Source organism: Metabacillus schmidteae (assembly GCF_903166545.1).
Taxonomy (GTDB): domain Bacteria; phylum Bacillota; class Bacilli; order Bacillales; family Bacillaceae; genus Metabacillus; species Metabacillus schmidteae.
In genome coordinates this window covers 3941170-3963197 of record NZ_CAESCH010000001.1, presented here as the reverse complement: position 1 = coordinate 3963197, position 22028 = coordinate 3941170, and the positions used below count along the sequence as shown (strand labels likewise).

21 protein-coding genes are annotated in these 22028 nt (G+C 37.1%); all 21 read left to right on the top strand.

Features of this window, described 5'->3' with window-relative positions:
- The first annotated feature begins 135 nt into the window (after positions 1 to 135).
- The 21 genes from gpr (at position 136) to HWV59_RS19340 (ending at position 22016) form a co-directional block, all read left to right on the top strand.
- Complete coding sequence (gene gpr / locus HWV59_RS19440) at positions 136 to 1245, top strand: GPR endopeptidase (RefSeq protein ID WP_175639800.1); 1110 nt, start codon at positions 136 to 138, stop codon at positions 1243 to 1245.
- A 66-nt stretch (positions 1246 to 1311) separates the two neighbouring features.
- A complete protein-coding gene (gene spoIIP, locus HWV59_RS19435) occupies positions 1312 to 2511 on the top strand; it encodes a stage II sporulation protein P (protein WP_175639799.1) in 1200 nt (399 codons plus the stop codon).
- A 21-nt stretch (positions 2512 to 2532) separates the two neighbouring features.
- Positions 2533 to 2874: a YqxA family protein gene (locus HWV59_RS19430; protein WP_175639798.1), complete on the top strand. Its 342-nt coding sequence runs from the start codon at positions 2533 to 2535 to the stop codon at positions 2872 to 2874.
- 282 nt (positions 2875 to 3156) lie between these two features.
- Positions 3157 to 4980, top strand: a complete 1824-nt coding sequence (gene lepA, locus HWV59_RS19425) for a translation elongation factor 4 (protein ID WP_102229463.1) — start codon at positions 3157 to 3159, stop codon at positions 4978 to 4980.
- A 107-nt stretch (positions 4981 to 5087) separates the two neighbouring features.
- The gene (hemW, locus tag HWV59_RS19420; RefSeq protein ID WP_175640120.1) at positions 5088 to 6224 is read left to right on the top strand and encodes a radical SAM family heme chaperone HemW; all 1137 of its coding nucleotides are present in this window, start codon (positions 5088 to 5090) and stop codon (positions 6222 to 6224) included.
- A 121-nt stretch (positions 6225 to 6345) separates the two neighbouring features.
- Positions 6346 to 7377 (top strand): heat-inducible transcriptional repressor HrcA, encoded by a 1032-nt coding sequence (hrcA, locus tag HWV59_RS19415; protein WP_102229461.1) that lies wholly within the window; start codon positions 6346 to 6348, stop codon positions 7375 to 7377.
- 104 nt (positions 7378 to 7481) lie between these two features.
- On the top strand, positions 7482 to 8063 hold the full coding sequence (gene grpE / locus HWV59_RS19410) for a nucleotide exchange factor GrpE (RefSeq protein ID WP_102229460.1): 582 nt from the start codon (positions 7482 to 7484) through the stop codon (positions 8061 to 8063).
- A 30-nt stretch (positions 8064 to 8093) separates the two neighbouring features.
- Positions 8094 to 9923 (top strand): molecular chaperone DnaK, encoded by a 1830-nt coding sequence (gene dnaK, locus HWV59_RS19405; protein WP_102229459.1) that lies wholly within the window; start codon positions 8094 to 8096, stop codon positions 9921 to 9923.
- 224 nt (positions 9924 to 10147) lie between these two features.
- The gene (gene dnaJ / locus HWV59_RS19400) at positions 10148 to 11269 is read left to right on the top strand and encodes a molecular chaperone DnaJ (RefSeq protein WP_175639797.1); all 1122 of its coding nucleotides are present in this window, start codon (positions 10148 to 10150) and stop codon (positions 11267 to 11269) included.
- Positions 11270 to 11316: 47 nt separating this feature from the next.
- The gene (gene prmA / locus HWV59_RS19395) at positions 11317 to 12255 is read left to right on the top strand and encodes a 50S ribosomal protein L11 methyltransferase (RefSeq protein ID WP_175639796.1); all 939 of its coding nucleotides are present in this window, start codon (positions 11317 to 11319) and stop codon (positions 12253 to 12255) included.
- Positions 12256 to 12273: 18 nt separating this feature from the next.
- Positions 12274 to 13029: a 16S rRNA (uracil(1498)-N(3))-methyltransferase gene (locus HWV59_RS19390; RefSeq protein WP_175639795.1), complete on the top strand. Its 756-nt coding sequence runs from the start codon at positions 12274 to 12276 to the stop codon at positions 13027 to 13029.
- Positions 13030 to 13035: 6 nt separating this feature from the next.
- Positions 13036 to 14397 (top strand): tRNA (N(6)-L-threonylcarbamoyladenosine(37)-C(2))-methylthiotransferase MtaB, encoded by a 1362-nt coding sequence (gene mtaB, locus HWV59_RS19385; protein ID WP_102229455.1) that lies wholly within the window; start codon positions 13036 to 13038, stop codon positions 14395 to 14397.
- Between the two features lie 253 nt (positions 14398 to 14650).
- On the top strand, positions 14651 to 15319 hold the full coding sequence (deoC, locus tag HWV59_RS19380) for a deoxyribose-phosphate aldolase (protein ID WP_175639794.1): 669 nt from the start codon (positions 14651 to 14653) through the stop codon (positions 15317 to 15319).
- Positions 15320 to 15540: 221 nt separating this feature from the next.
- Positions 15541 to 15714 carry a 30S ribosomal protein S21 gene (rpsU, locus tag HWV59_RS19375; RefSeq protein WP_015595024.1) on the top strand — a complete coding sequence of 58 codons (174 nt, stop codon included), beginning with the start codon at positions 15541 to 15543 and terminating at the stop codon, positions 15712 to 15714.
- 14 nt (positions 15715 to 15728) lie between these two features.
- Positions 15729 to 16175, top strand: coding sequence for a GatB/YqeY domain-containing protein (locus tag HWV59_RS19370; RefSeq protein WP_102229453.1), 447 nt, complete (start codon positions 15729 to 15731; stop codon positions 16173 to 16175).
- Positions 16176 to 16442: 267 nt separating this feature from the next.
- A complete protein-coding gene (locus tag HWV59_RS19365) occupies positions 16443 to 17765 on the top strand; it encodes an NfeD family protein (protein ID WP_102229452.1) in 1323 nt (440 codons plus the stop codon).
- A 32-nt stretch (positions 17766 to 17797) separates the two neighbouring features.
- Positions 17798 to 18790 carry a flotillin-like protein FloA gene (floA, locus tag HWV59_RS19360; protein ID WP_102229451.1) on the top strand — a complete coding sequence of 331 codons (993 nt, stop codon included), beginning with the start codon at positions 17798 to 17800 and terminating at the stop codon, positions 18788 to 18790.
- A gap of 67 nt (positions 18791 to 18857) precedes the next feature.
- Positions 18858 to 19352, top strand: coding sequence for a hypothetical protein (locus tag HWV59_RS19355; protein WP_102229450.1), 495 nt, complete (start codon positions 18858 to 18860; stop codon positions 19350 to 19352).
- A gap of 70 nt (positions 19353 to 19422) precedes the next feature.
- Positions 19423 to 19710, top strand: coding sequence for a sporulation protein YqfC (gene yqfC, locus HWV59_RS19350; protein ID WP_026558703.1), 288 nt, complete (start codon positions 19423 to 19425; stop codon positions 19708 to 19710).
- A gap of 146 nt (positions 19711 to 19856) precedes the next feature.
- Entirely contained in the window at positions 19857 to 21044 is a 1188-nt protein-coding gene (gene yqfD / locus HWV59_RS19345) for a sporulation protein YqfD (protein ID WP_102229449.1), read from the top strand.
- A gap of 3 nt (positions 21045 to 21047) precedes the next feature.
- Positions 21048 to 22016, top strand: coding sequence for a PhoH family protein (locus HWV59_RS19340; protein ID WP_102229448.1), 969 nt, complete (start codon positions 21048 to 21050; stop codon positions 22014 to 22016).
- The last annotated feature ends 12 nt before the right edge of the window (positions 22017 to 22028 follow it).

Below are 22028 nucleotides of genomic sequence, written 5' to 3'. Positions count from 1 at the left end.
ATTGAAAGCCATTAAAATTTATTTTACTTGGGAGTCAAGTGAAGTTTCATCCTTTCATTTACAGAATAATTTAGAGAATGTTTCCTTGTATAAATGGCAAGGATAAAAAGTAGGAATGAAATAGGAGGTAATGAAATGGATAAGTCAATCGACTTAAGTGAATATTCGGTTCGAACAGACTTGGCTGTTGAAGCGAGGGCGATGGCGCTTGAGCAGACAGAGGTTGAAGATACATCCAATATTAGTGGCGTTATTATGAAAGAATGGGAGGAAGAGGGAGTAGGTCTTTCTTCATTAGAAATAGATGAACAGGGTTCTAAGATTGTTGGGAAAAAGCCGGGGAAATATTTAACCCTCGAAGTCCAAGGGATAAGACAAAAAGACACAGAGCTCCAAGAAACAGTAGTGGAAGTCTTTGCGAAGCACTTCAGTCAGTTTTTAGCTGATTTAAATATACCTAAAGATGCAAGCTGTTTAGTCGTAGGACTTGGGAATTGGAACGTTACACCGGATGCTCTTGGACCTTTAGCGGTGGAAAACCTTTTGATTACAAGACATTTATTTAAACTGCAACCTGAAAATGTTGAAGAAGGCTTCCGACCAGTAAGTGCAATAGCTCCAGGAGTTATGGGAATAACAGGTATTGAAACAAGTGACATTATTTCGGGAGTTATAGAGCAGTCAAAACCGGATTTTGTTATAGCTATTGATGCTTTGGCTGCCAGATCGATAGAACGTGTTAATACAACGATTCAAATCTCCGATACCGGTATTCATCCCGGTTCAGGAGTTGGGAATAAACGAAAGGCATTAAGTAAAGAAACATTCGGCATCCCTGTCATTGCCATCGGCATCCCAACAGTTGTAGATGCTGTGTCAATAACAAGTGATACGATCGATTATATCCTAAAGCATTTCGGTCGGGAAATGAACGAAGGCAACAGGCCTTCGAGATCATTAACACCTGCAGGGATGAACTTTGGTGAGCGTAAAGTATTAACAGACGAGGATTTACCGAGTGATGAGCATCGTCAACAATTTTTAGGCATTGTTGGAGGCTTAGAGGATGATGAAAAGCGTAAGCTTATTCATGAAGTACTTGCACCTTTAGGACATAATTTAATGGTAACTCCAAAGGAAGTGGATACATTTATCGATGATATGGCAAATGTAATTGCAAGTGGTTTAAATACTGCCCTTCACCAACAGGTAGATCAACATAATTCAGGTAGTTATACACATTAACACGTTGTTCTACTTTCTTATGCTTGTTCATACAATTTAGTAGACAAGCATAAGGAGGATATAAGAATGAAGCGTACTACTACTAGACGCAATATGATTGTTACCTTAAATGGGACAAGCATAAAAAAAGGAATCGTTATAAGCTTCATTGCATTAGTTATGACATTTTTACTTTCCGGTGTTTTAACATCTTTAAAGCCGGAGTATCGATTAACTTCTTCATCAATCCGTGATTTAACCAAACATATTAATAGTGAGGCATTCCTGCAATTACTAGGAGCGGAAAACCGTTATTTTGTTTCTGCGATGCCTGAGAAAGTTGAGCCGGTAGAGCTTTCTTCCATTATGTTAAAAGTGGCGACAAGCATTAACCCAGATGATCCACGTAGTCTATTAGGTAGGGAGTTGCCGGGTTTTTCCCTCTTTGATAGTGAAATTGTTGTTGCTGGAGATGGGACAAACTATACGAATATGCCGTACGAATCACCACCGCCAACTGAAGTGTTATTAGAAGAAAGAGAAGCTTCAATCGATAAAAATGATGTTGTGAATTCAGATGATGGTGAGCCTAAAGCTCCTCCTGCATTATCTACAGGTGACAAAAAAGTGGTGTATATCTATAACACGCATAATACTGAATCCTATCTTCCGCTCTTAGAGGGTGAGGATGATCCAAATCGGGCAATTCATTCCAAGGCAAATGTAACAATGGTGAGTGAGCTATTAGGAAATGCCCTACAAGGAGAAGGAATAGGAAGCCAAGTGGAAACAACTGATATACAAAATAATTTGAAACAAAAAGGCTGGAATTACGCAAAGTCTTATACAGCTTCTCGTCCAGTTGTTCAAAGTGCAATGGCTACTAATCAAGATCTAACGTATATGATAGACATTCACCGTGATTCTCAAAGAAAGGGTGTCACCACAATAAAAATTGGAGACAAATCATATGCGAAGCTTGCTTTTGTTATAGGTGGAGACAATCCTACAGCGGAAAAAAATGAACAGCTTGCGAAAGATCTTCATGAACTACTGCAAAAAAAATATCCTGGTTTAAGTAGAGGTATTTTTGAACAGGGTGGTAAAGGCTACAATGGTGTTTATAATCAGGATTTATCGAATAACGCAATGCTCCTCGAATTTGGTGGAGTAGATAATAACTTGGACGAATTAAAAAATACAGTGGCAGCAGTGGCAGATATTTTTAGTGAATACTACTGGCAAGCAGAAAAGGTGAACGGAGACACTCCGACTGAAAATAAGTAAACTAATTGTGAGGGAAGCAACATGGTTAAATTTATGTTTAAAAGCTTTATTCTTTGTTCAGTTCTACTTTTTGGGGTCCTAATAGGAATGCAACAGGCTAATCAAGGGATGATTAAAATGAAGGGCTACAATGATCCTGATTTTCAAGGTGCTTTCCAGATTGATAGTGACCAGACGGGTGACATAGAAGCTTCAATCCTGGGGAATGAGGTAACGAGCCAGGACCTCCAAAAAAAACAAGAACAGTTAGAACAAATTGAAGCTTTTAATATATTCTCTCAATTAGGTAAACAATTGGCCAATATCGTTAGCAATGGTGTTTCCTCATTGCTTAAAATGATAACAGAGGTAATGGATGGATGATTCGTATCTTCAATTTATAAAGAAAGAGCTGTCAGAAGAGTACATTATATATTGTATCTTTTGACAGTTTTTTTTGTACTATCAAAAAGCATAAGATTTTATAGAAGTTAGTATAAGAAAAGCTAAGGTTTTCGCTATTATGACTTGACGATAAGCGAAGTTTTTCTAATTGATCATGGTTGTTTATCCATTACCTGTACTTTTATCCATTGAATGTTGATATATCAGTTGATATAATGGGAAATAGTGTACTTGTAAGCTATGTAGGAGTGAAGACATAATATGAATAGAGAAGAAAAATTAAATAGGCAGTCGAAAATCCGGAATTTTTCGATTATTGCCCATATTGATCACGGTAAATCTACTCTAGCAGATCGTATTTTAGAAAAGACATCTGCTTTAACTCAGCGTGAAATGAAGAATCAGTTGTTAGACTCAATGGATTTAGAACGTGAACGTGGTATTACGATTAAACTAAATGCGGTCCAATTAAGATATAAAGCTAAAGATGGAGAAGAATACACCTTCCATTTAATTGATACTCCAGGACATGTGGATTTTACGTACGAGGTATCACGCAGTCTTGCAGCATGTGAAGGAGCTATTCTTGTTGTGGATGCAGCACAAGGAATTGAAGCTCAAACACTTGCGAATGTGTATTTAGCCCTCGATAATGATTTGGAAATTTTACCTGTTATTAATAAAATCGATCTGCCAAGTGCTGATCCTGAGCGGGTGCGTCAAGAGGTTGAGGATGTAATCGGTCTTGATGCTTCAGAAGCAGTCTTAGCATCTGCTAAAGCTGGTATTGGTATTGAAGAGATTCTGGAACAGGTAGTGGAGAAAGTTCCTGCACCACAAGGTGATCCAGAAGGACCATTAAAAGCATTGATCTTTGACTCCTTATATGACGCTTACCGCGGTGTAGTTGCTTATATTCGTGTTGTTGAAGGAACGGTTAAAGTAGGTCAAAAGATTAAGATGATGGCAACAGGAAAAGAATTTGAAGTTACTGAAGTTGGGGTATTCAACCCTAAACCAGTACAGCTAAAAGAATTAAATGTTGGAGACGTTGGATTTTTAACGGCTGCGATCAAAAACGTTGGAGATACTCGTGTTGGTGATACAATTACAAATGCAAAAAACGGTGCAACTGAAGCGCTACCGGGTTATCGTAAGCTTAATCCTATGGTATTCTGTGGCCTATATCCAATTGACACTGCCAAATATAACGATTTACGTGAGGCATTAGAAAAGCTTGAGTTAAACGACTCCTCTCTTCAATTTGAGCCGGAGACGTCACAAGCTTTAGGTTTTGGATTCCGATGTGGTTTCCTCGGATTACTGCACATGGAGATTATTCAAGAGCGTATTGAGCGCGAATTTAAAATTGATTTAATTACAACAGCTCCAAGTGTTATCTATGATGTCCATTTAACTGATGGCGAGGCAATTAGAGTGGATAATCCTTCGAACATGCCTGATCCGCAAAAAATAGATCATATTGAAGAGCCATACGTAAAAGCGGCCATTATGGTTCCAAATGATTACGTTGGTGCAGTAATGGAGCTTTGCCAGAAAAAACGTGGAAACTTTATCGATATGCAATACCTGGATGAAAATCGAGTGAGCATAAATTACGAAATTCCTTTATCTGAAATTGTGTATGATTTCTTTGATCAATTGAAATCAAATACGAAGGGCTATGCTTCATTTGATTATGAATTAATAGGGTATAAGACATCAACATTGGTGAAAATGGATATCTTGTTAAACGCTGAGAAAATAGATGCTCTTTCATTTATTGTACACCGTGATTCTGCATATGACCGTGGCAAGCAAATTGTTGAGAAACTAAAGGAGCTAATTCCACGTCAGCAATTCGAAGTACCTATTCAAGCGGCAATTGGCCAAAAAATTGTGGCTAGATCTACAATAAAAGCAATGCGGAAAAATGTACTTGCCAAATGTTATGGAGGAGATATTTCTCGTAAACGTAAGCTTTTAGAAAAGCAAAAAGAAGGTAAGAAGCGTATGAAACAAGTTGGATCAGTTGAAGTTCCCCAGGAAGCATTTATGGCAGTACTTCGTATGGATGAAAGCTGATTTTTTCCATTAGAACTAAACCCATGTTATACTTGAACCTCTTATACTGAAATATAACTGATGCCGCAGCTATGTCTGCGGCTTCTTAATTAGAAGGTGAAATAATGATTCAATCAGCATACATTCATATCCCTTTTTGCCATCATATTTGTCATTATTGTGATTTTAATAAAGTGTTTTTTAAACACCAACCAGTAGATGAATACATTGAAATGTTAATTAAAGAGATGCATCACAGTAATAAAATTACCCAAGACAATCCTCTTAAGACAATATTTATAGGTGGAGGCACCCCAACTGCATTATCAGCAAAACAGTTAGACCGTCTCCTTGAAGGGATTACGAAGGAATTACTTCCTGACAATCAGCTTGTAGAGTTTGCTGTTGAAGCAAATCCCGGTGAGCTGACACAAGATAAGCTATCTGTATTAAAAAATGCTGGTGTTAACCGTCTAAGCATAGGTGTTCAAAGTTTTGATGATGAGCTATTAAAAAAAATAGGACGTGTTCATAGAACGGAAGACGTGTTCAGAACAGTTCATCAGGCAGAACAAGCAGGTTTTGACAATATAAGCTTAGATCTCATGTATGCACTCCCTGGTCAAACAATAGAACAGTTTAAAAAGACCCTAGAAACAGCTTTCACCTTAAATATTAAGCATTTTTCAGCTTATTCCTTGATCGTTGAACCTAAAACTGTTTTTTATAATCTCATGCAAAAGGGGAGATTATCTTTGCCACCGCAAGAGCAAGAAGCTAATATGTATGAGCTGGCAATGAAAGAAATGGAGAAGCACGGGTTTAAACAATATGAAATTAGTAATTATTCAATACCGGGATATGAAAGTAACCACAATATTACTTATTGGAATAATGATTACTATTATGGGTTTGGAGCTGGAGCACATGGCTATATAGATGGCGTTAGAACATCAAATATCGGACCAATTAAGAAATATATCGAAAATGTGCAAAATTCCGGTCATGCTTATCAGTCTCAACATCAAGTGAACATCGAAGAGGCAATGGAAGAGGAAATGTTTTTAGGACTCCGCAAAGTAGAAGGTGTCCAAAAAGAGAGATTTTTTGAGAAGTTTAACATATCAATAGAGCTAAAGTTTGGAGAACAGATAAAACAATTAGTGAATAAAGGGTTTTTAATTGATACTGAACATGCTGTTTTCTTAACTCAAAAAGGAAAATTATTAGGTAATGAAGTATTTCAAGAGTTTTTAATTTCATAATGTTGGTTAAAAATTCATCTTTATTCCTGTATTTAATAATTGACAATTTATTTTGGTTTTGATAACTTTTTATATATATTTAGCACTCGCACTCAAAGAGTGCTAACAGAGGTGATGAATAATGCTTACAGATCGCCAATTGTTAATCCTTCAAGTAATAATTGATGATTTTATTCATTCAGCTCAGCCTGTAGGTTCTCGATCATTAGCGAAAAAAGACGATATTACGTTTAGCTCGGCTACTATTAGGAACGATATGGCTGACTTAGAGGATCTGGGTTTTATTGAAAAAACTCATAGTTCTTCTGGACGTGTTCCTTCTGAGAAGGGTTATCGCTATTATGTGGACCATTTATTATCTCCACAGAGACTAACGAAAACAGAAGTTTCACAAATAAAATCTATTTATGCTGAGAAAATATTTGAACTGGAAAAGGTTGTTCAAAAATCAGCACAAATTTTGTCGGAATTGACAAATTATACATCAATTGTACTCGGACCCAAAGTGAATGAAAATCGTTTAAAAAGATTACAAATAGTCCCAATCAATCATGACACGGCTGTAGCTATCATAGTGACAAATACGGGGCATGTTGAAAATCGAACGATTTCATTCCCGGGATCACTTAATCCGAGTGATATTGAAAAAATGGTTAATATTTTAAACGAAAGATTAGTCGGGGTTCCTATAGTTGAGCTTCAGAATAAAATCTTCAAAGAAGTTGTTATGGTTCTTAAAGATCATATTGAAAACTATGATATGCTATTAAAGATCATGGCTGGTTCGTTAAAGGTAGATTCAGCAGAAAAGATCTACTTTGGCGGTAAGACGAATATGCTGAGCCAACCGGAGTTTTCTGACATAGGCAGGATCAGGTCGTTACTAACGATGATTGAGCATGAAAAAGAACTATATGGTCTATTGAAAAGTAACAACACAGGTATAACGATTAAAATAGGTAAAGAGAATGACAATTCAGCAATGGAAAACTGCAGCTTAATAACAGCGACATATTCTCTGGGAGAAAATCAATTTGGTACAATTGCCGTATTAGGTCCAACTAGAATGGAGTATTCACGAGTCGTCAGCTTATTAACAAGAATGACCCGTGACCTTTCAAAAACTCTCACCGATTTGTATCATGAAAGATAAGCTTGGTTATATTGTTAAATGGATGGAATATGCACTATTCCATCCGATTCCTATGCATATTAAACTAGAAGATATGATGATTTCTTTAAGGGAGGTGAAACATCGTGTCAAATGAAAAAAACGTTGCAGAACAAGAAGAAACAGTAAATACACAAGACACTGAAGAAGTTGAAGTTGAACTGGTCGATGCAGAAGATATTACTGTTGAAGAAGCTGATAATGCTGGTGATGAGTCTGCTGAAAAAATGGCTGAGTTACAAGCAAAGCTTGTCGAAACAGAGAATAAAATGCTTCGAACACAAGCTGACTTCGACAACTTTAGACGCCGCACACGCTTAGATCAGGAAGCTGCTCAAAAGTACCGTGCTCAAAATATTGTTTCTGACATTTTACCTGCTCTTGATAACTTTGAAAGAGCGTTACAAATAGAAGCTAATAATGAACAAACAAAATCGTTATTACAAGGTATGAATATGGTATACAATCAGCTGGTTCAAGCCCTTCAAAATGAAGGTGTAGAAACAATTAAATCAGTTGGTGAAACATTTGATCCACATTTACATCAAGCAGTTATGCAAGTTGAGGATGAAAATTTTGAATCGAACACTGTAGTTGAAGAACTACAAAAAGGCTATAAACTAAAGGATCGAGTTATTCGACCTGCAATGGTAAAAGTAAATCAATAATAACACTTACATATTAGGAGGTTCTATTAAATGAGTAAAATTATCGGTATCGACTTAGGTACAACAAACTCATGTGTCGCAGTTTTAGAAGGCGGAGAACCGAAAGTGATTCCAAATCCAGAGGGTAACCGTACTACTCCTTCTGTAGTTGCTTTCAAAAACGGTGAACGTCAAGTTGGTGAGGTTGCAAAGCGTCAGGCAATCACTAACCCGAATACAATCATTTCTATTAAACGTCATATGGGTACTGACCATAAAGTAGAGGTTGAAGGTAAAAACTATACACCTCAAGAACTTTCAGCTATCATTCTTCAGCATTTAAAATCTTATGCAGAAGAATATTTAGGTGAGCCAGTAACAAAAGCAGTTATCACTGTTCCGGCTTACTTCAATGATGCTGAGCGTCAAGCAACAAAGGATGCTGGTAAAATTGCCGGTTTAGAAGTTGAACGTATTATCAACGAACCTACTGCTGCGGCTTTAGCGTATGGATTAGATAAAACAGACGAAGACCAAACAATCCTGGTTTATGACTTAGGTGGCGGTACGTTTGACGTATCAGTACTTGAGCTTGGTGATGGTGTGTTCGAAGTACGTTCTACTGCCGGTGATAATCGTCTTGGTGGAGATGACTTTGACCAAGTAATTATTGACTATTTAGTTGCTGAATTTAAAAAAGAAAACGGCATTGATCTTTCTAAAGATAAAATGGCCCTGCAACGTCTAAAAGATGCAGCTGAAAAAGCGAAAAAAGATCTTTCAGGTGTAACATCAACTCAAATATCATTACCATTTATTACGGCTGGAGAAGCTGGTCCACTTCACTTGGAAGTAAGCCTTTCTCGTGCAAAATTTGATGAACTATCATCTGATTTAGTAGAGAGAACTATGGGACCTGTTCGTCAAGCACTTAGTGATGCAGATCTTTCAGCTAATGAAATCGATAAAGTAATTCTTGTTGGTGGATCTACTCGTATTCCTGCTGTACAAGAAGCGATTAAAAAAGCATTAGGAAAAGAGCCGCATAAAGGTGTAAATCCTGATGAAGTTGTTGCACTTGGTGCATCTATCCAAGGTGGGGTAATTACTGGAGACGTTAAAGATGTTGTATTACTTGACGTAACACCACTTTCACTTGGTATTGAAACAATGGGTGGAGTATTTACAAAGCTTATTGAGCGTAATACTACAATTCCGACAAGTAAATCACAAGTGTTCTCAACTGCAGCTGATAATCAAACAGCAGTTGATATTCATGTCCTGCAAGGTGAACGTCCAATGGCAGCTGACAACAAAACATTAGGTCGCTTCCAATTAACAGATATTCCACCGGCACCACGCGGTGTACCACAAATCGAAGTATCATTTGATATTGATAAAAATGGTATCGTAAATGTTCGTGCTAAAGACTTAGGAACAAACAAAGAACAAGCGATTACGATTAAATCAAACACTGGTTTATCAGATGATGAAATCGAACGTATGGTAAAAGAAGCGGAAGAAAATGCTGATGCTGATAAAGCGCGTAAAGAAGAAGTTGAACTTCGCAATGAAGCAGATCAATTAGTCTTCCAAACAGAGAAAACATTAAAAGATCTTGAAGGAAAAGTAGACGAAGCTGAAGTAGCAAAAGCGAATGAGGCAAAGGATGCTTTAAAATCTGCGATCGAAAGTAATAACTTAGAAGAAATTAAAGCGAAAAAAGAAGCTCTTCAAACAATCGTACAGGAGCTTTCAGTGAAACTATATGAGCAAGCTCAACAAGCAGCTGGTGCGCAACAAGGTACTGATGCAGGAAACAAGGCTGACGATGTTGTTGATGCAGAATTTGAAGAAGTAAATGATGACGACAAAAAATAAGTCAATCTAAGGTGAAAAGTCAAAGTCAGGGTGGGTCTTGACTTTGGCTTTTTTTGCACTATCAGAGAGTAATAGGAAAACTGAATCTTTCTCCATTAATCTTGCGACAAGCCAAGTTTTTCTAATAATATGAAGAGCGCTATATGGATAGATAATTATGTTGCTTTTCATCTCTTTTGAGTGATACAATTTACCTTATGTGAGAAAATCGGGAGTGAGAAATTATGAGCAAGCGTGATTACTATGAAGTCCTCGGGTTAAGTAAGAACGCGAGTAAGGATGAGATTAAAAAGGCTTATCGAAAGCTATCAAAAAAATATCATCCGGACATTAACAAAGAAGCTGATGCTGATGCAAAATTCAAAGAAATTACGGAAGCTTATGAAACATTAAGCGATGATCAAAAGAAAGCTCATTATGATCAATTCGGTCATACTGATCCGAACCAAGGTTTCGGTGGCGGTGCCGGATTTGGCGGCGACGGCTTTGGATTTGAAGATATTTTCAGCTCAATCTTTGGTGGCGGAACTCGCAGAAGAGACCCTAATGCACCAAGACAGGGTGCAGACTTACAATATACGATGACATTGGATTTTGAAGAAGCGGTATTCGGCAAAGAAACAACAATTGAAATTCCTAGAGAAGAAACGTGTGATACATGTGATGGATCAGGTGCGCAAAAGGGAACACAGCCCGAAACTTGTACACATTGTGGTGGAAGTGGGCAACAAAGCGTTGAACAAAATACACCATTTGGTCGTATTGTTAATCGCCGTGTTTGTCATCACTGTGAAGGTACAGGGAAAATGATTAAACATAAATGTGGAACCTGTCGTGGAACTGGTAAGGTGAAAAAACGGAAGAAAATTTCTGTGAAAATTCCTGCTGGTGTAGATGATGGTCAGCAATTACGTGTTTCTGCCCAAGGCGAGCCAGGAGTAAATGGTGGACCTCCAGGTGACCTTTATGTCGTGTTCCACGTAAGAGAACATGAATTCTTTGAAAGAGATGGCGACGATATCTATTGTGAAATGCCATTAACCTTTGCTCAAGCAGCACTTGGGGATGAAATTCAAGTGCCAACATTGCATGGAAAAGTAAAGCTAAAAGTTCCTGCTGGTACACAGACTGGTAAGAAATTCCGTTTGTCTGGTAAAGGTGTGCCAAATGTAAGAGGTTATGGTCAAGGAGATCAGTACGTTATTTTACGTGTTTTAACACCGACAAACTTAACTGAAAAGCAAAAAGATCTTTTAAGAGAATTTGCTGACATTAGCGGTACGAAGCCTGACGAACATGAAGAAAGTTTTTTTGATAAGGTAAAAAGAGCCTTTAAAGGTGACTAATATAATAAACGAAATTTTTTAATGGTTTAGGATTGGAGTTGGTAGATATGAAGTGGTCAGAATTAAGTGTTCATACAACACAAGAAGCAGTAGAGCCTATTTCAAATATCCTGCATGAGGCTGGTGCGAGTGGTGTAGTCATCGAGGATCTTGCAGATTTAATGAAAGAACGGAGTACAGCCCTAGGAGAAATCTACCAACTAGATCCAACCGATTATCCAGAGGAAGGCGTTGTAGTAAAAGCCTATTTACCCGTTAATAGTTTTCTTGGTGAAACAGTTGATGCCATAAAAGCCGGAATTAACAATCTATTGTTATATGATATTGATTTGGGAAGAAACCATATTACAATTAGTGAAGTAAACGAGGAAGAATGGGCGACAGCGTGGAAAAAATATTACCATCCTGTAAAAATTTCCGAGAAATTTACAATTGTTCCGACATGGGAAATTTATGAACCAGTTAGCTCAGATGAATTAATTATCGAACTGGATCCAGGCATGGCATTTGGAACCGGGACACACCCGACAACAGTTCTATGTATTCAAGCGCTGGAACGTACAGTTCAAAATGAAGATACGATTATTGATGTTGGCACAGGATCAGGTGTGTTAAGTATTGCTGCTGGATTGCTAGGTGCTAAACATATTGAAGCCTATGATTTAGATCAGGTTGCTGTAGAGAGTGCAAAGCTAAATGTGAAGCTAAATAAGGTTCAAAACGTTGTAAATGTTTCACAAAAGAACTTATTAGATGGTGTTGAAGGTCCGGTTGACTTAATTGTGTCAAATATATTAGCTGAAATAATTGTCCGTTTTATTGACAAAGCTTATGAAGTATTGAAAGAAAACGGAACTTTTATCACGTCCGGAATTATTCAAAATAAAAAACAGGAAGTAAAAGATGCTCTAATGAATGCCGGCTTTGTCATTGAAGAAACAATGGTAATGGAAGATTGGGTTGCGTTTATAGCGAAGAAGAAGTAAGGAAAGAAGGCGTTTCTTTTGCAACGATACTTTGTGAATGAAGTGAAGGCTGATATAGAGACAAAAATTAATGTAACTGGTGATGATGTGCATCATATTTCACGTGTGTTACGCATGCAACCAGGAGGTAAGATTATTTGCTGTACACAGGATGGTTTTGAAGCACTTTGTGAAATTGGTGAATTTACCAATGACCATGTTCAATGTTTTGTATTAGAATGGATGACAGTGAACCGTGAATTACCTGTATCTATATCCATTGCGAGCGGGTTGCCTAAAGGGGATAAGCTTGAATGGATTATTCAAAAAGGCACCGAATTAGGTGCTTCTTCATTTATCCCTTTTAATGCTGCTCGTTCAATTGTGAAGCTTGAATCAAAGAAAATCGGGAAAAAGCTTGAACGCTGGAACAAGATTGCAAAGGAAGCTTCAGAGCAATCATACCGCAATAAAATCCCGGATGTATTAGAGCCATGTGAATTTCAACATATACTGGAATTAGCAAAAGACTATGATGTGAAGGTTGTAGCTTATGAAGAGTCAGCAAAACAAGGTGAAAAGAAAAATCTAACTAGAGCTTTTGAAAATTTAGAAGAAGGCTACTCACTTCTTGCTGTATTTGGCCCTGAGGGTGGCCTAACCGAAAAGGAAATTGAAAGATTAGAGGAAGCCGGTTTTTATATATGTAGTTTTGGACCAAGAATTTTAAGAACGGAAACAGCACCATTATATTTATTATCTGCTGTTTCCTATTATTTCGAATTATCGAGGTGATGAATAATGCCTACAGTTGCATTTCATACATTGGGTTGTAAGGTAAATCATTATGAAACAGAGGCCATTTGGCAGCTATTTAAAGAGGCTGGCTATGAGCGTACAGAATACGAACGTGTTGCAGATGTATATGTCATTAATACGTGTACAGTAACAAATACCGGTGATAAAAAGAGTAGACAAGTCATTCGTCGTGCGATCCGAAAAAATCCGGATGGAGTGATTTGTGTAACAGGCTGTTATGCACAGACATCACCAGCTGAAATTATGGCGATTCCGGGTGTGGATATTGTTGTAGGAACTCAGGATCGTGTCAAAATGCTTGAGTACATCGAACAATTTAAAAAAGAAAGACAACCAATTAACGGTGTTAGAAATATCATGAAAACACGTGTGTATGAAGAATTAGATGTTCCATCTTTTACTGATCGTACGAGAGCTTCATTAAAGATCCAAGAGGGTTGTAATAACTTTTGTACATTCTGTATTATTCCATGGGCTCGTGGTTTAATGCGTTCACGTGATCCAAAAGAAGTTGTTGCTCAAGCTCAACAGCTGGTGGATGCCGGTTATAAAGAAATCGTACTAACAGGAATCCACACTGGTGGTTATGGTGAAGATTTGAAAGATTATAATCTTGCCATGCTATTAAGAGATTTAGATGAACAGGTGGAAGGGTTAAAACGTATTCGTATTTCTTCTATTGAAGCAAGTCAAATTTCAGATGAAGTTATTGAAGTTCTAAAGAAGTCAGACAAAGTTGTGCGACATTTGCATATTCCAATTCAATCTGGATCTGACACTGTATTAAAGCGGATGCGCAGAAAATACACAATGGAGTTTTTTGCGGAACGTTTAGACCGTTTAAAAGAGGCATTGCCAGGCTTAGCTATAACATCTGATGTTATTGTTGGATTCCCTGGTGAAACAGAAGAAGAATTTATGGAAACATATAATTTTATAAAAAAATATAAGTTTTCAGAGCTTCATGTATTTCCTTATTCCAAACGTACAGGAACTCCTGCAGCACGTATGGAAGATCAAATAGACGAAGAAGTAAAGAACAACCGTGTTCATCGTTTAATTGAGCTTTCCAATCAGCTTGCTAAGGAATATGCATCTCAATTTGAAGATGAAGTTTTAGAGATTATTCCAGAAGAAAGATTTAAAGAAGAATCTAACGAAGATTTATACGTAGGTTATACAGATAACTATTTAAAGGTTGTATTACCAGCAAATGAAGACATGGTTGGAAAAATTGTGAAAGTGAAAATTACAAAGGCAGGCTACCCATATAATGAGGGTCAGTTTGTTAAAGTAATGGAAGATTTGAACAAACCAACTGAAAAAGTTCGACTATCGTCATAATACGAAAAGGGTTAGCATAAAACGTGCTAACTCTTTTTGTACTATCAGAGAATATATAAATTTTATTGAAGATAGTATAAGAAAAACTAAGGCTTTCGCCATAAGGGCTTGGCGACTAGCCAAGTTTCTCTAAACTTTTAAAGCGTGATAAAAAGAATAAATTTAGTATAAATTAACTTTGTACTCGTTTTTAAATTAAAGAAATGATAAGATGTAAGAGGTCGGACAACTATTAATAAGGAGACGATACATAATGTCTAAAATAGCGAATATGATTGACCATACTGCTTTGAAAGCAGATACAACAAAAGAAGTTGTTGAGAAGTTGTGTCAGGAAGCAATAGAATATCAATTTGCATCCGTTTGTGTAAATCCAACATGGGTTGAAACAGCTGCTCAGTTATTAAAAGGTTCGGAAGTAAAGGTTTGTACGGTTATAGGTTTTCCATTGGGAGCAAACACCCCTGAAACAAAAGCGTTTGAAACAAAGGATGCCATTGAAAAAGGTGCAACAGAAGTAGATATGGTTATTAATATTGGAGCATTAAAGGATAAAAACGACGATCTTATACTAAGAGACATAAAAGCAGTCGTTGATGCTGCAAAAGGTAAGGCATTAACGAAGGTGATTATTGAAACTAGCTTACTAACTGAGGAAGAAAAAGTTAGAGCTTGTGAACTTTCAGTAAAAGCTGGGGCTGACTTTGTCAAAACTTCTACAGGATTTTCAACTGGAGGTGCAACAGTTGAGGATATCGAGCTAATGAGAAAAACCGTAGGTCCTATAATTGGTGTCAAAGCTTCAGGTGGTGTAAGAGATACAGAAGGGGCTGAAGCTTTGATTAAAGCAGGTGCAACACGAATAGGTGCAAGCTCTGGAGTTGCCATTGTTAAAGGAGAAGTATCCACCTCAGATTATTAGGGTCTCCATTAATACTCAATTAGTTACTTTGTACAATCAAACAATACAAATCAGCATAATATAATCTTAAGTTTTCAAATTTAAGAAGAAACTTATATCTTTTTAGGATATGAGTTGACCTGTATTATTCATTATATTATAATGTCAAAGTACATGTTTATCTATAGGCATGTTTTATTTACAAGATGTCGATTGGTTGTATTCGGAGGGAGGGAAAGAGAATGTCAAAAACGGTCGTTCGTAAAAACGAGTCGCTTGAGGATGCTCTTCGTCGTTTCAAACGTACTGTATCAAAAAGTGGTACAATACAAGAAGCAAGAAAGCGCGAATTCTATGAAAAGCCTAGCGTAAAGCGTAAGAAAAAGTCTGAAGCAGCTAGAAAGCGCAAATTCTAAAAGAGGGTGTACGTATGAGTCTTCTTGATCAATTGAATCAAGATATGAAACAAGCGATGAAAAACAAAGAAAAAGAAAAGTTAGTTGTCATTCGTATGGTCAAGGCTGCTTTACAAAATGAAGCAATAAAGCTTGGCAATACTGAATTGTCTGCTGAAGAAGAATTGACGGTTCTTTCTCGCGAACTTAAACAACGCAAAGACTCCCTCCAGGAATTTAAAAATGCTGATCGTTTGGACTTGGCTGAAAAAACACAAGCAGAAATCGATATACTGGTCGATTATATGCCTGAGCAGCTTTCCGAGGAAGAAGTATCTGAAATTGTTAAACAAACAATTTCAGAAGTGAATGCTACTTCTAAAGCCGATATGGGGAAAGTAATGGGAGCACTTATGCCCAAAGTTAAAGGTAAAGCAGACGGAAGTCTTGTCAATAAGCTTGTGCAACAACAGCTATCATAAATGAGAAAAACACCTTGCAAAAGCAAGGTGTTTTTACTTTACAAAAAGAACACCGTGATTTAAAAGGATAATAAAATAAGAAATGACTAAATTAAAAAGGAAACGTATACATAAAATAAAATGAAACTATTTGCTTTCCTATTCGTATTACAATTATCCTGGTAAGCTATTGATAGTTGTGACAGATTTTTAGTATTGAAAAAGCATGCGCAAAAATCAATAAGCAATTGTAACAGAGACAACTGATGAAAAGAGAGGGGGGATAGAGTGAGAAAGAAGTTTTATCTGTTTTTAATTGTTTTTGCTTTTCTGCTCAGTTTTTATCAAGGATACCAAGCAATTGCTAAAGCTGATTCAACTAAAAAAGTGTATGTCATTAAAGTTGAGGAAACTGTTGAAAAAGGGTTATCTCAATATATAAAAAGAAATATTTCTGAAGCGCAAACCCAAAAAGCAGATCATATTGTCCTGGATATAAATACGCTGGGCGGTGCAGTTGATGGAGCAATGGAAATAGCAGATACACTTCGTTTAACTGAGATTCCTATTACAGCCTATATAGATAGACGTGCCATATCAGCTGGAGCATATATTGCTTTAAACGCTGATCAGATTTATATGGCACCGGGAGGTCAAATGGGATCTGCGGCTATCATCACAGGTGATGGAAATGCAGCAGATGACAAAGCCCAATCCTTGTGGTTATCTGAAATGAAGGAATCTGCTGAACGAAATGGTCGTGATCCAAAGTTTGCGTTGGCTATGGCTGATAAAGATGTAGATATTCCTGAATATGGTGCCGGAGAAGGTGATTTGTTAACACTTGAAACAAAACAGGCTGTTGAAGTTGGCTATGCTGAAGGAACGGCTGCTAACTTAACGGACTTGTTTAATCAGCTAAACCTTCAAGATGCGTCAGTAATAGAAGCGGAGGAAAGTCTTGCTGATAAAATAGCGCGCTTTATCACAAACCCTGTCGTTGTTCCGATTCTTTTATCCATTGGGAGTTTAGGGTTAGTTGTTGAACTTTATTCTCCAGGTTTTGGTATTCCTGGTTTTATGGGGATTTCTGCACTGTTATTATTTTTTTACGGTCACATGGTAGCTGGTCTGGCCGGGATGGAAGCAATTATACTCTTTATTCTAGGAGTTATTTTCATTGTTGCTGAATTATTTGTCCCTGGGGGAATATTAGGTATACTTGGGTTTGGAAGCGTCATTGGCAGTTTATATATTGCATCAGGAGACTTTGTCCATATGACGATTTCATTATTAATTTCTTTTGCTGTAGCAACTACAGCATCCATTCTATTAGTAAAGGTGTTTGGAAAGCGTATGAATATATTTAAAAAACTTATATTGCGTGATTCAACAAATACCGAAAGTGGCTATGTTTCAAATGTTTCCAGACGTGAACTAGTTGGATCAGAAGGTGTAGCATTAACAACATTAAGGCCTTCCGGAACAGCCATTATCAATGAAGAACGCCTTGATGTCGTAACCGAAGGTGGTTATATTACAAAGGGAAACAAGGTTAAAGTTGTGAAAGTTGAAGGTTCACGTATTGTTGTGAGAGAGTTAATTGATTAATTCATATTTAAGAAAATAGGAGGAATACCATTATGGATGCATCTGCTATCTTATTAATTGGTCTTATCATTTTAGGTCTAATCTTTTTAGGTGTTTTCTTTACATTTGTACCAATTGCACTCTGGATTTCAGCTTTGGCGGCTGGTGTAAGAATAAGCATATTTACGTTAATTGGAATGAGATTACGTCGAGTTATACCAAGTCGTGTTGTAAATCCGTTGATTAAGGCTCACAAAGCGGGTCTTGATGTTACAACAAATCAACTAGAGAGTCACTATTTAGCAGGCGGTAATGTTGACCGTGTTGTGAATGCATTAATTGCTGCGGAACGAGCAAATATTGAATTAACATTTGAACGCTGTGCTGCTATCGATCTAGCAGGTCGTGATGTATTAGAAGCTGTTCAAATGAGTGTAAATCCTAAAGTAATTGAAACACCGTTCATTGCGGGTGTTGCGATGGATGGTATTGAGGTAAAGGCGAAAGCAAGAATTACCGTGAGAGCTAACATTGAGCGTTTAGTTGGTGGTGCTGGAGAAGACACCATTATTGCACGTGTTGGAGAAGGGATTGTAAGCACAATCGGTTCTTCAGATAATCATAAAAAAGTATTAGAAAATCCTGACCTTATTTCTCAAACTGTATTAGGTAAAGGATTAGATTCTGGAACTGCATTTGAAATTCTCTCCATTGATATTGCGGACGTTGATATCGGTAAAAATATCGGTGCAGAATTACAAACTGAACAGGCTGAAGCAGATAAGAAAATCGCTCAAGCAAAAGCAGAGGAAAGAAGAGCAATGGCTGTTGCTCAGGAACAAGAGATGCTAGCTCGAGTCCAAGAAATGAAAGCGAAGGTAGTAGAAGCAGAAGCACAAGTACCACTTGCTATGTCTGAAGCTCTTCGTTCAGGGAATATCGGTGTAATGGATTATATGAACATCAAAAATATTACAGCAGATACTGAAATGAGAGATTCAATTGGGAAAACGAATAAAGAACAAAATGATTCTGATCAATATTAAGATTTGTAAATGATAAGGGAATGAATGATATTCTTCATTCCTTTTCCTCACAAAGGAGGGAGAAAACATGGATATAATGGAGATCTTCTCCAATCCTATCGTTTGGGCATTTCTTGTATGGGTGTTTTCAAGGCTTTTTACAAACAAAAATAAAGAAGAGGAAAACAAATCTAAAGCTCCAAATAAGCCTGAAAACCGACCTGAACCAAGGAAGAGCTCAAGATCAAACCCAAGACCAGTACCTAAGCCTGTCATGACTACCGTGGAAACTAAGCAAAGAAAAGAAGACAGAAGACCCCCTCTTCAAACCGTACAAGAGGCTTATGAAAAGATGAAGCAGCGTTCTGGAGAGCGTGGGATAGACGTAAAGGTTATGAAAGAACAACCTAAACAAAAGCCTGTAGTGAAGGAAGAACGCCCAATTTCAGTTAACAGAAACGTTCGGCAATCTCATCTTGTTATTGATCGAAACAAGGCCGCACAAGGTGTTATATGGAGTGAAGTATTAGGTCCTCCGCGTGCGAAAAATCCACATTACACAAAATCGGGAAGACATTCATAACTATTCAAATAATCCTGTTATAAGACGCCATTTTCTCTCATACATATGAGATGAAAGGGGGTCTTTTTTTATGGCAAAAAAATGGCGCCAGCAACTTACACGATGGATCACAAATACAATCGAACTACCGCCGGATGTCATGATGGATCTTCCTAGAATTACGATGGTTGGACAGCTTCATATTTACATAGAAAATCATCGTGGACTCCTAAAATTTACTGATACTGAGCTTCGCCTATTACTAAAACAAGGGCAGTTATTAATTAAAGGTGAGGCCTTTGTCATAAAGACGATCCTACCGGAAGAAATTTTATTAGAAGGAAAAATCGTTCAAGTTTTATATCTCGATGAAACATAGGCATCTTTGTTAAGAAATGTATGAAAAGAAATATACACAAAAGGGTTTTAGTGCATGATCTCTGGTGTCTGCTGTGAGTCATCTAAAAGAAACACAGCAGACAAAAAGAATAGATAAGTGCAATGTGGTTTACAAGGGGGAGAAGGATGAAAAATCAATGGACTAGTTATTTATATGGTATTGTAAAAGTTACTATTGCAGGACGAGGAACAGAAAGGTTTTTAAATGATTGTATGAGAGAGAATGTCGTTGTATGGAATGTAAAACGCAGTAAAGACAACGGGTTAAGCTTTTATATTCGCCTTCAAGATGTACATGCCCTCCGAATAGTCGCGAGAAAAAATGATTGTAAATGTCGATTTGAAAAACGAGTGGGTTTTCCCTTCTTAGTGAGAAGATCTTGGAAAAACAGTGGATTTGTACTCGGGTTACTCGCTTTTTTAGTTGTTATTTTCGTATTATCGAATATGATTTGGGGGATCAAGATTGAGGGTGCATCACCGGAAACAGAACACATTATCAAAAAAGAGTTATCAAATATAGGAGTGAAAACAGGAAAATTTCAATTCTCCGTTAAGAATCCGGATGACATTCAAAAATCACTAACTGATAATATTCAGCAAATTACATGGGTTGGAGTTGAATTGATGGGAACAACCTATCATTTAAAAGTTGTAGAAAAAAATCAACCTGAAGAAGAAGAACTAGTAGGTCCGAGACATATTGTAGCTGAAAAAGAAGCGGTTATAAAAAAAATGTTTGTCGAGCAAGGTCAACCTTTAACGACTTTGCATGAACATGTGACAAAAGGACAAGTTTTAGTATCAGGATTGATAGGGAAAGAAGAGGAACAAAAGAAAGTTGCTGCAAAAGCTGAAATTTTTGGGGAGACCTGGTATAAATCAACAATAACAATTCCTTTAAATACGACTTTTCATGTATTAACTGGGGATACTAAAGATAAGCATTTTATACAATTTGGTTCCTTTAGGATACCAATCTGGGGCTTTGGAAAAAACACGTATAAAACGTATGAAGTGGAAGATGATGTTTATTATTTAAAATTCTTGAATTTTACATTGCCAATAGCATATGTAAATGAAACATTTCTCGAAAAAGAAGAAATCACGAGGAAATATACAGTCAAACAAGCAAAAGAAGCTGCATTAGATCGTGGAAGACTAGATGTAGAACATAATTTAGATGATAAAGAAAAGGTAATTGGAGAAAAAGTTTTGCACCAAACGAATGAGAATGGTAAAGTTAGGTTAACGGTACTATATCAAGCAATTGAAAATATAGTTAAAACCACACCAATTGTTCAGGGAGATTAAAGAATGCCAGAAGAATTAGTGACAATGAATCAGCAAGTAGAAAATCCAAATGAAGCAATAGTGCTTTTTGGAAACCATGATCTTCATTTAAAAAGAATTGAAGAAGGACTAAATGTATCAATTGTAACAAGAGGAGAAGCTGTATATGTTTCAGGTAATGCTGAACATGTACAACTTGTAGATGAATTATTAAAATCATTGCTCCTCATTATTCGAAAAGGAATAACCATTAGCGAACGTGATGTTCTTTATGCCATTAACATGGCAAAGGAAAAAAAGCTAGATCAATTAGAGAACCTCTATATGCAGGAAATTGCTAAAACGGCTAAAGGTAAATCCATTCGAGTTAAAACATTGGGGCAGCGCCACTATATTTCGGCTATTCAAAATAAGGATCTTGTTTTTGGGATTGGTCCTGCCGGGACAGGGAAAACTTACTTGGCTGTTGTGATGGCAGTGAATGCCTTAAAGCTTGGATCTGTTAAACGAATTATTTTAACACGACCTGCAGTGGAAGCAGGTGAGAGCCTTGGGTTTTTACCAGGTGATTTGAAAGAAAAAGTGGATCCATATTTAAGACCGTTATATGATGCACTGCATGATGTGTTAGGGATGGAACATACTCAACGTTTAATCGAACGTGGGACGATTGAAATTGCCCCATTGGCGTATATGAGGGGAAGAACTCTTGATGATGCATTTGTTATTTTGGATGAAGCCCAAAATACAACGCCAGCGCAAATGAAAATGTTTTTAACACGATTGGGATTTGGTTCTAAAATGGTCATAACAGGGGATATCACACAGGTAGATCTGCCAAAAGGAGTAAAATCCGGTTTGGCTGTTGCAAAAGACATTCTTACAAATGTAAGTGGTTTGTCTTTTATACATCTAGAACAATCCGATGTTGTTAGACATCCACTTGTAGCTAAAATTATCACTGCTTATGAAATTTCAAAAGAAGGATCGTGACCCGATAAACTT

Coding starts and splice junctions, on each gene's coding strand:
- floA (WP_102229451.1), top strand. CDS start 17,798: ATGGATGCATCTGCTATCTTATTAATTGGTCTTATCATTTTAGGTCTA.
- mtaB (WP_102229455.1), top strand. CDS start 13,036: ATGCCTACAGTTGCATTTCATACATTGGGTTGTAAGGTAAATCATTAT.
- dnaK (WP_102229459.1), top strand. CDS start 8,094: ATGAGTAAAATTATCGGTATCGACTTAGGTACAACAAACTCATGTGTC.
- rpsU (WP_015595024.1), top strand. CDS start 15,541: ATGTCAAAAACGGTCGTTCGTAAAAACGAGTCGCTTGAGGATGCTCTT.
- gpr (WP_175639800.1), top strand. CDS start 136: ATGGATAAGTCAATCGACTTAAGTGAATATTCGGTTCGAACAGACTTG.
- lepA (WP_102229463.1), top strand. CDS start 3,157: ATGAATAGAGAAGAAAAATTAAATAGGCAGTCGAAAATCCGGAATTTT.
- hrcA (WP_102229461.1), top strand. CDS start 6,346: ATGCTTACAGATCGCCAATTGTTAATCCTTCAAGTAATAATTGATGAT.
- deoC (WP_175639794.1), top strand. CDS start 14,651: ATGTCTAAAATAGCGAATATGATTGACCATACTGCTTTGAAAGCAGAT.
- HWV59_RS19370 (WP_102229453.1), top strand. CDS start 15,729: ATGAGTCTTCTTGATCAATTGAATCAAGATATGAAACAAGCGATGAAA.
- HWV59_RS19355 (WP_102229450.1), top strand. CDS start 18,858: ATGGATATAATGGAGATCTTCTCCAATCCTATCGTTTGGGCATTTCTT.
- HWV59_RS19340 (WP_102229448.1), top strand. CDS start 21,048: ATGCCAGAAGAATTAGTGACAATGAATCAGCAAGTAGAAAATCCAAAT.
- prmA (WP_175639796.1), top strand. CDS start 11,317: ATGAAGTGGTCAGAATTAAGTGTTCATACAACACAAGAAGCAGTAGAG.
- yqfD (WP_102229449.1), top strand. CDS start 19,857: ATGAAAAATCAATGGACTAGTTATTTATATGGTATTGTAAAAGTTACT.
- yqfC (WP_026558703.1), top strand. CDS start 19,423: ATGGCAAAAAAATGGCGCCAGCAACTTACACGATGGATCACAAATACA.
- HWV59_RS19430 (WP_175639798.1), top strand. CDS start 2,533: ATGGTTAAATTTATGTTTAAAAGCTTTATTCTTTGTTCAGTTCTACTT.
- spoIIP (WP_175639799.1), top strand. CDS start 1,312: ATGAAGCGTACTACTACTAGACGCAATATGATTGTTACCTTAAATGGG.
- dnaJ (WP_175639797.1), top strand. CDS start 10,148: ATGAGCAAGCGTGATTACTATGAAGTCCTCGGGTTAAGTAAGAACGCG.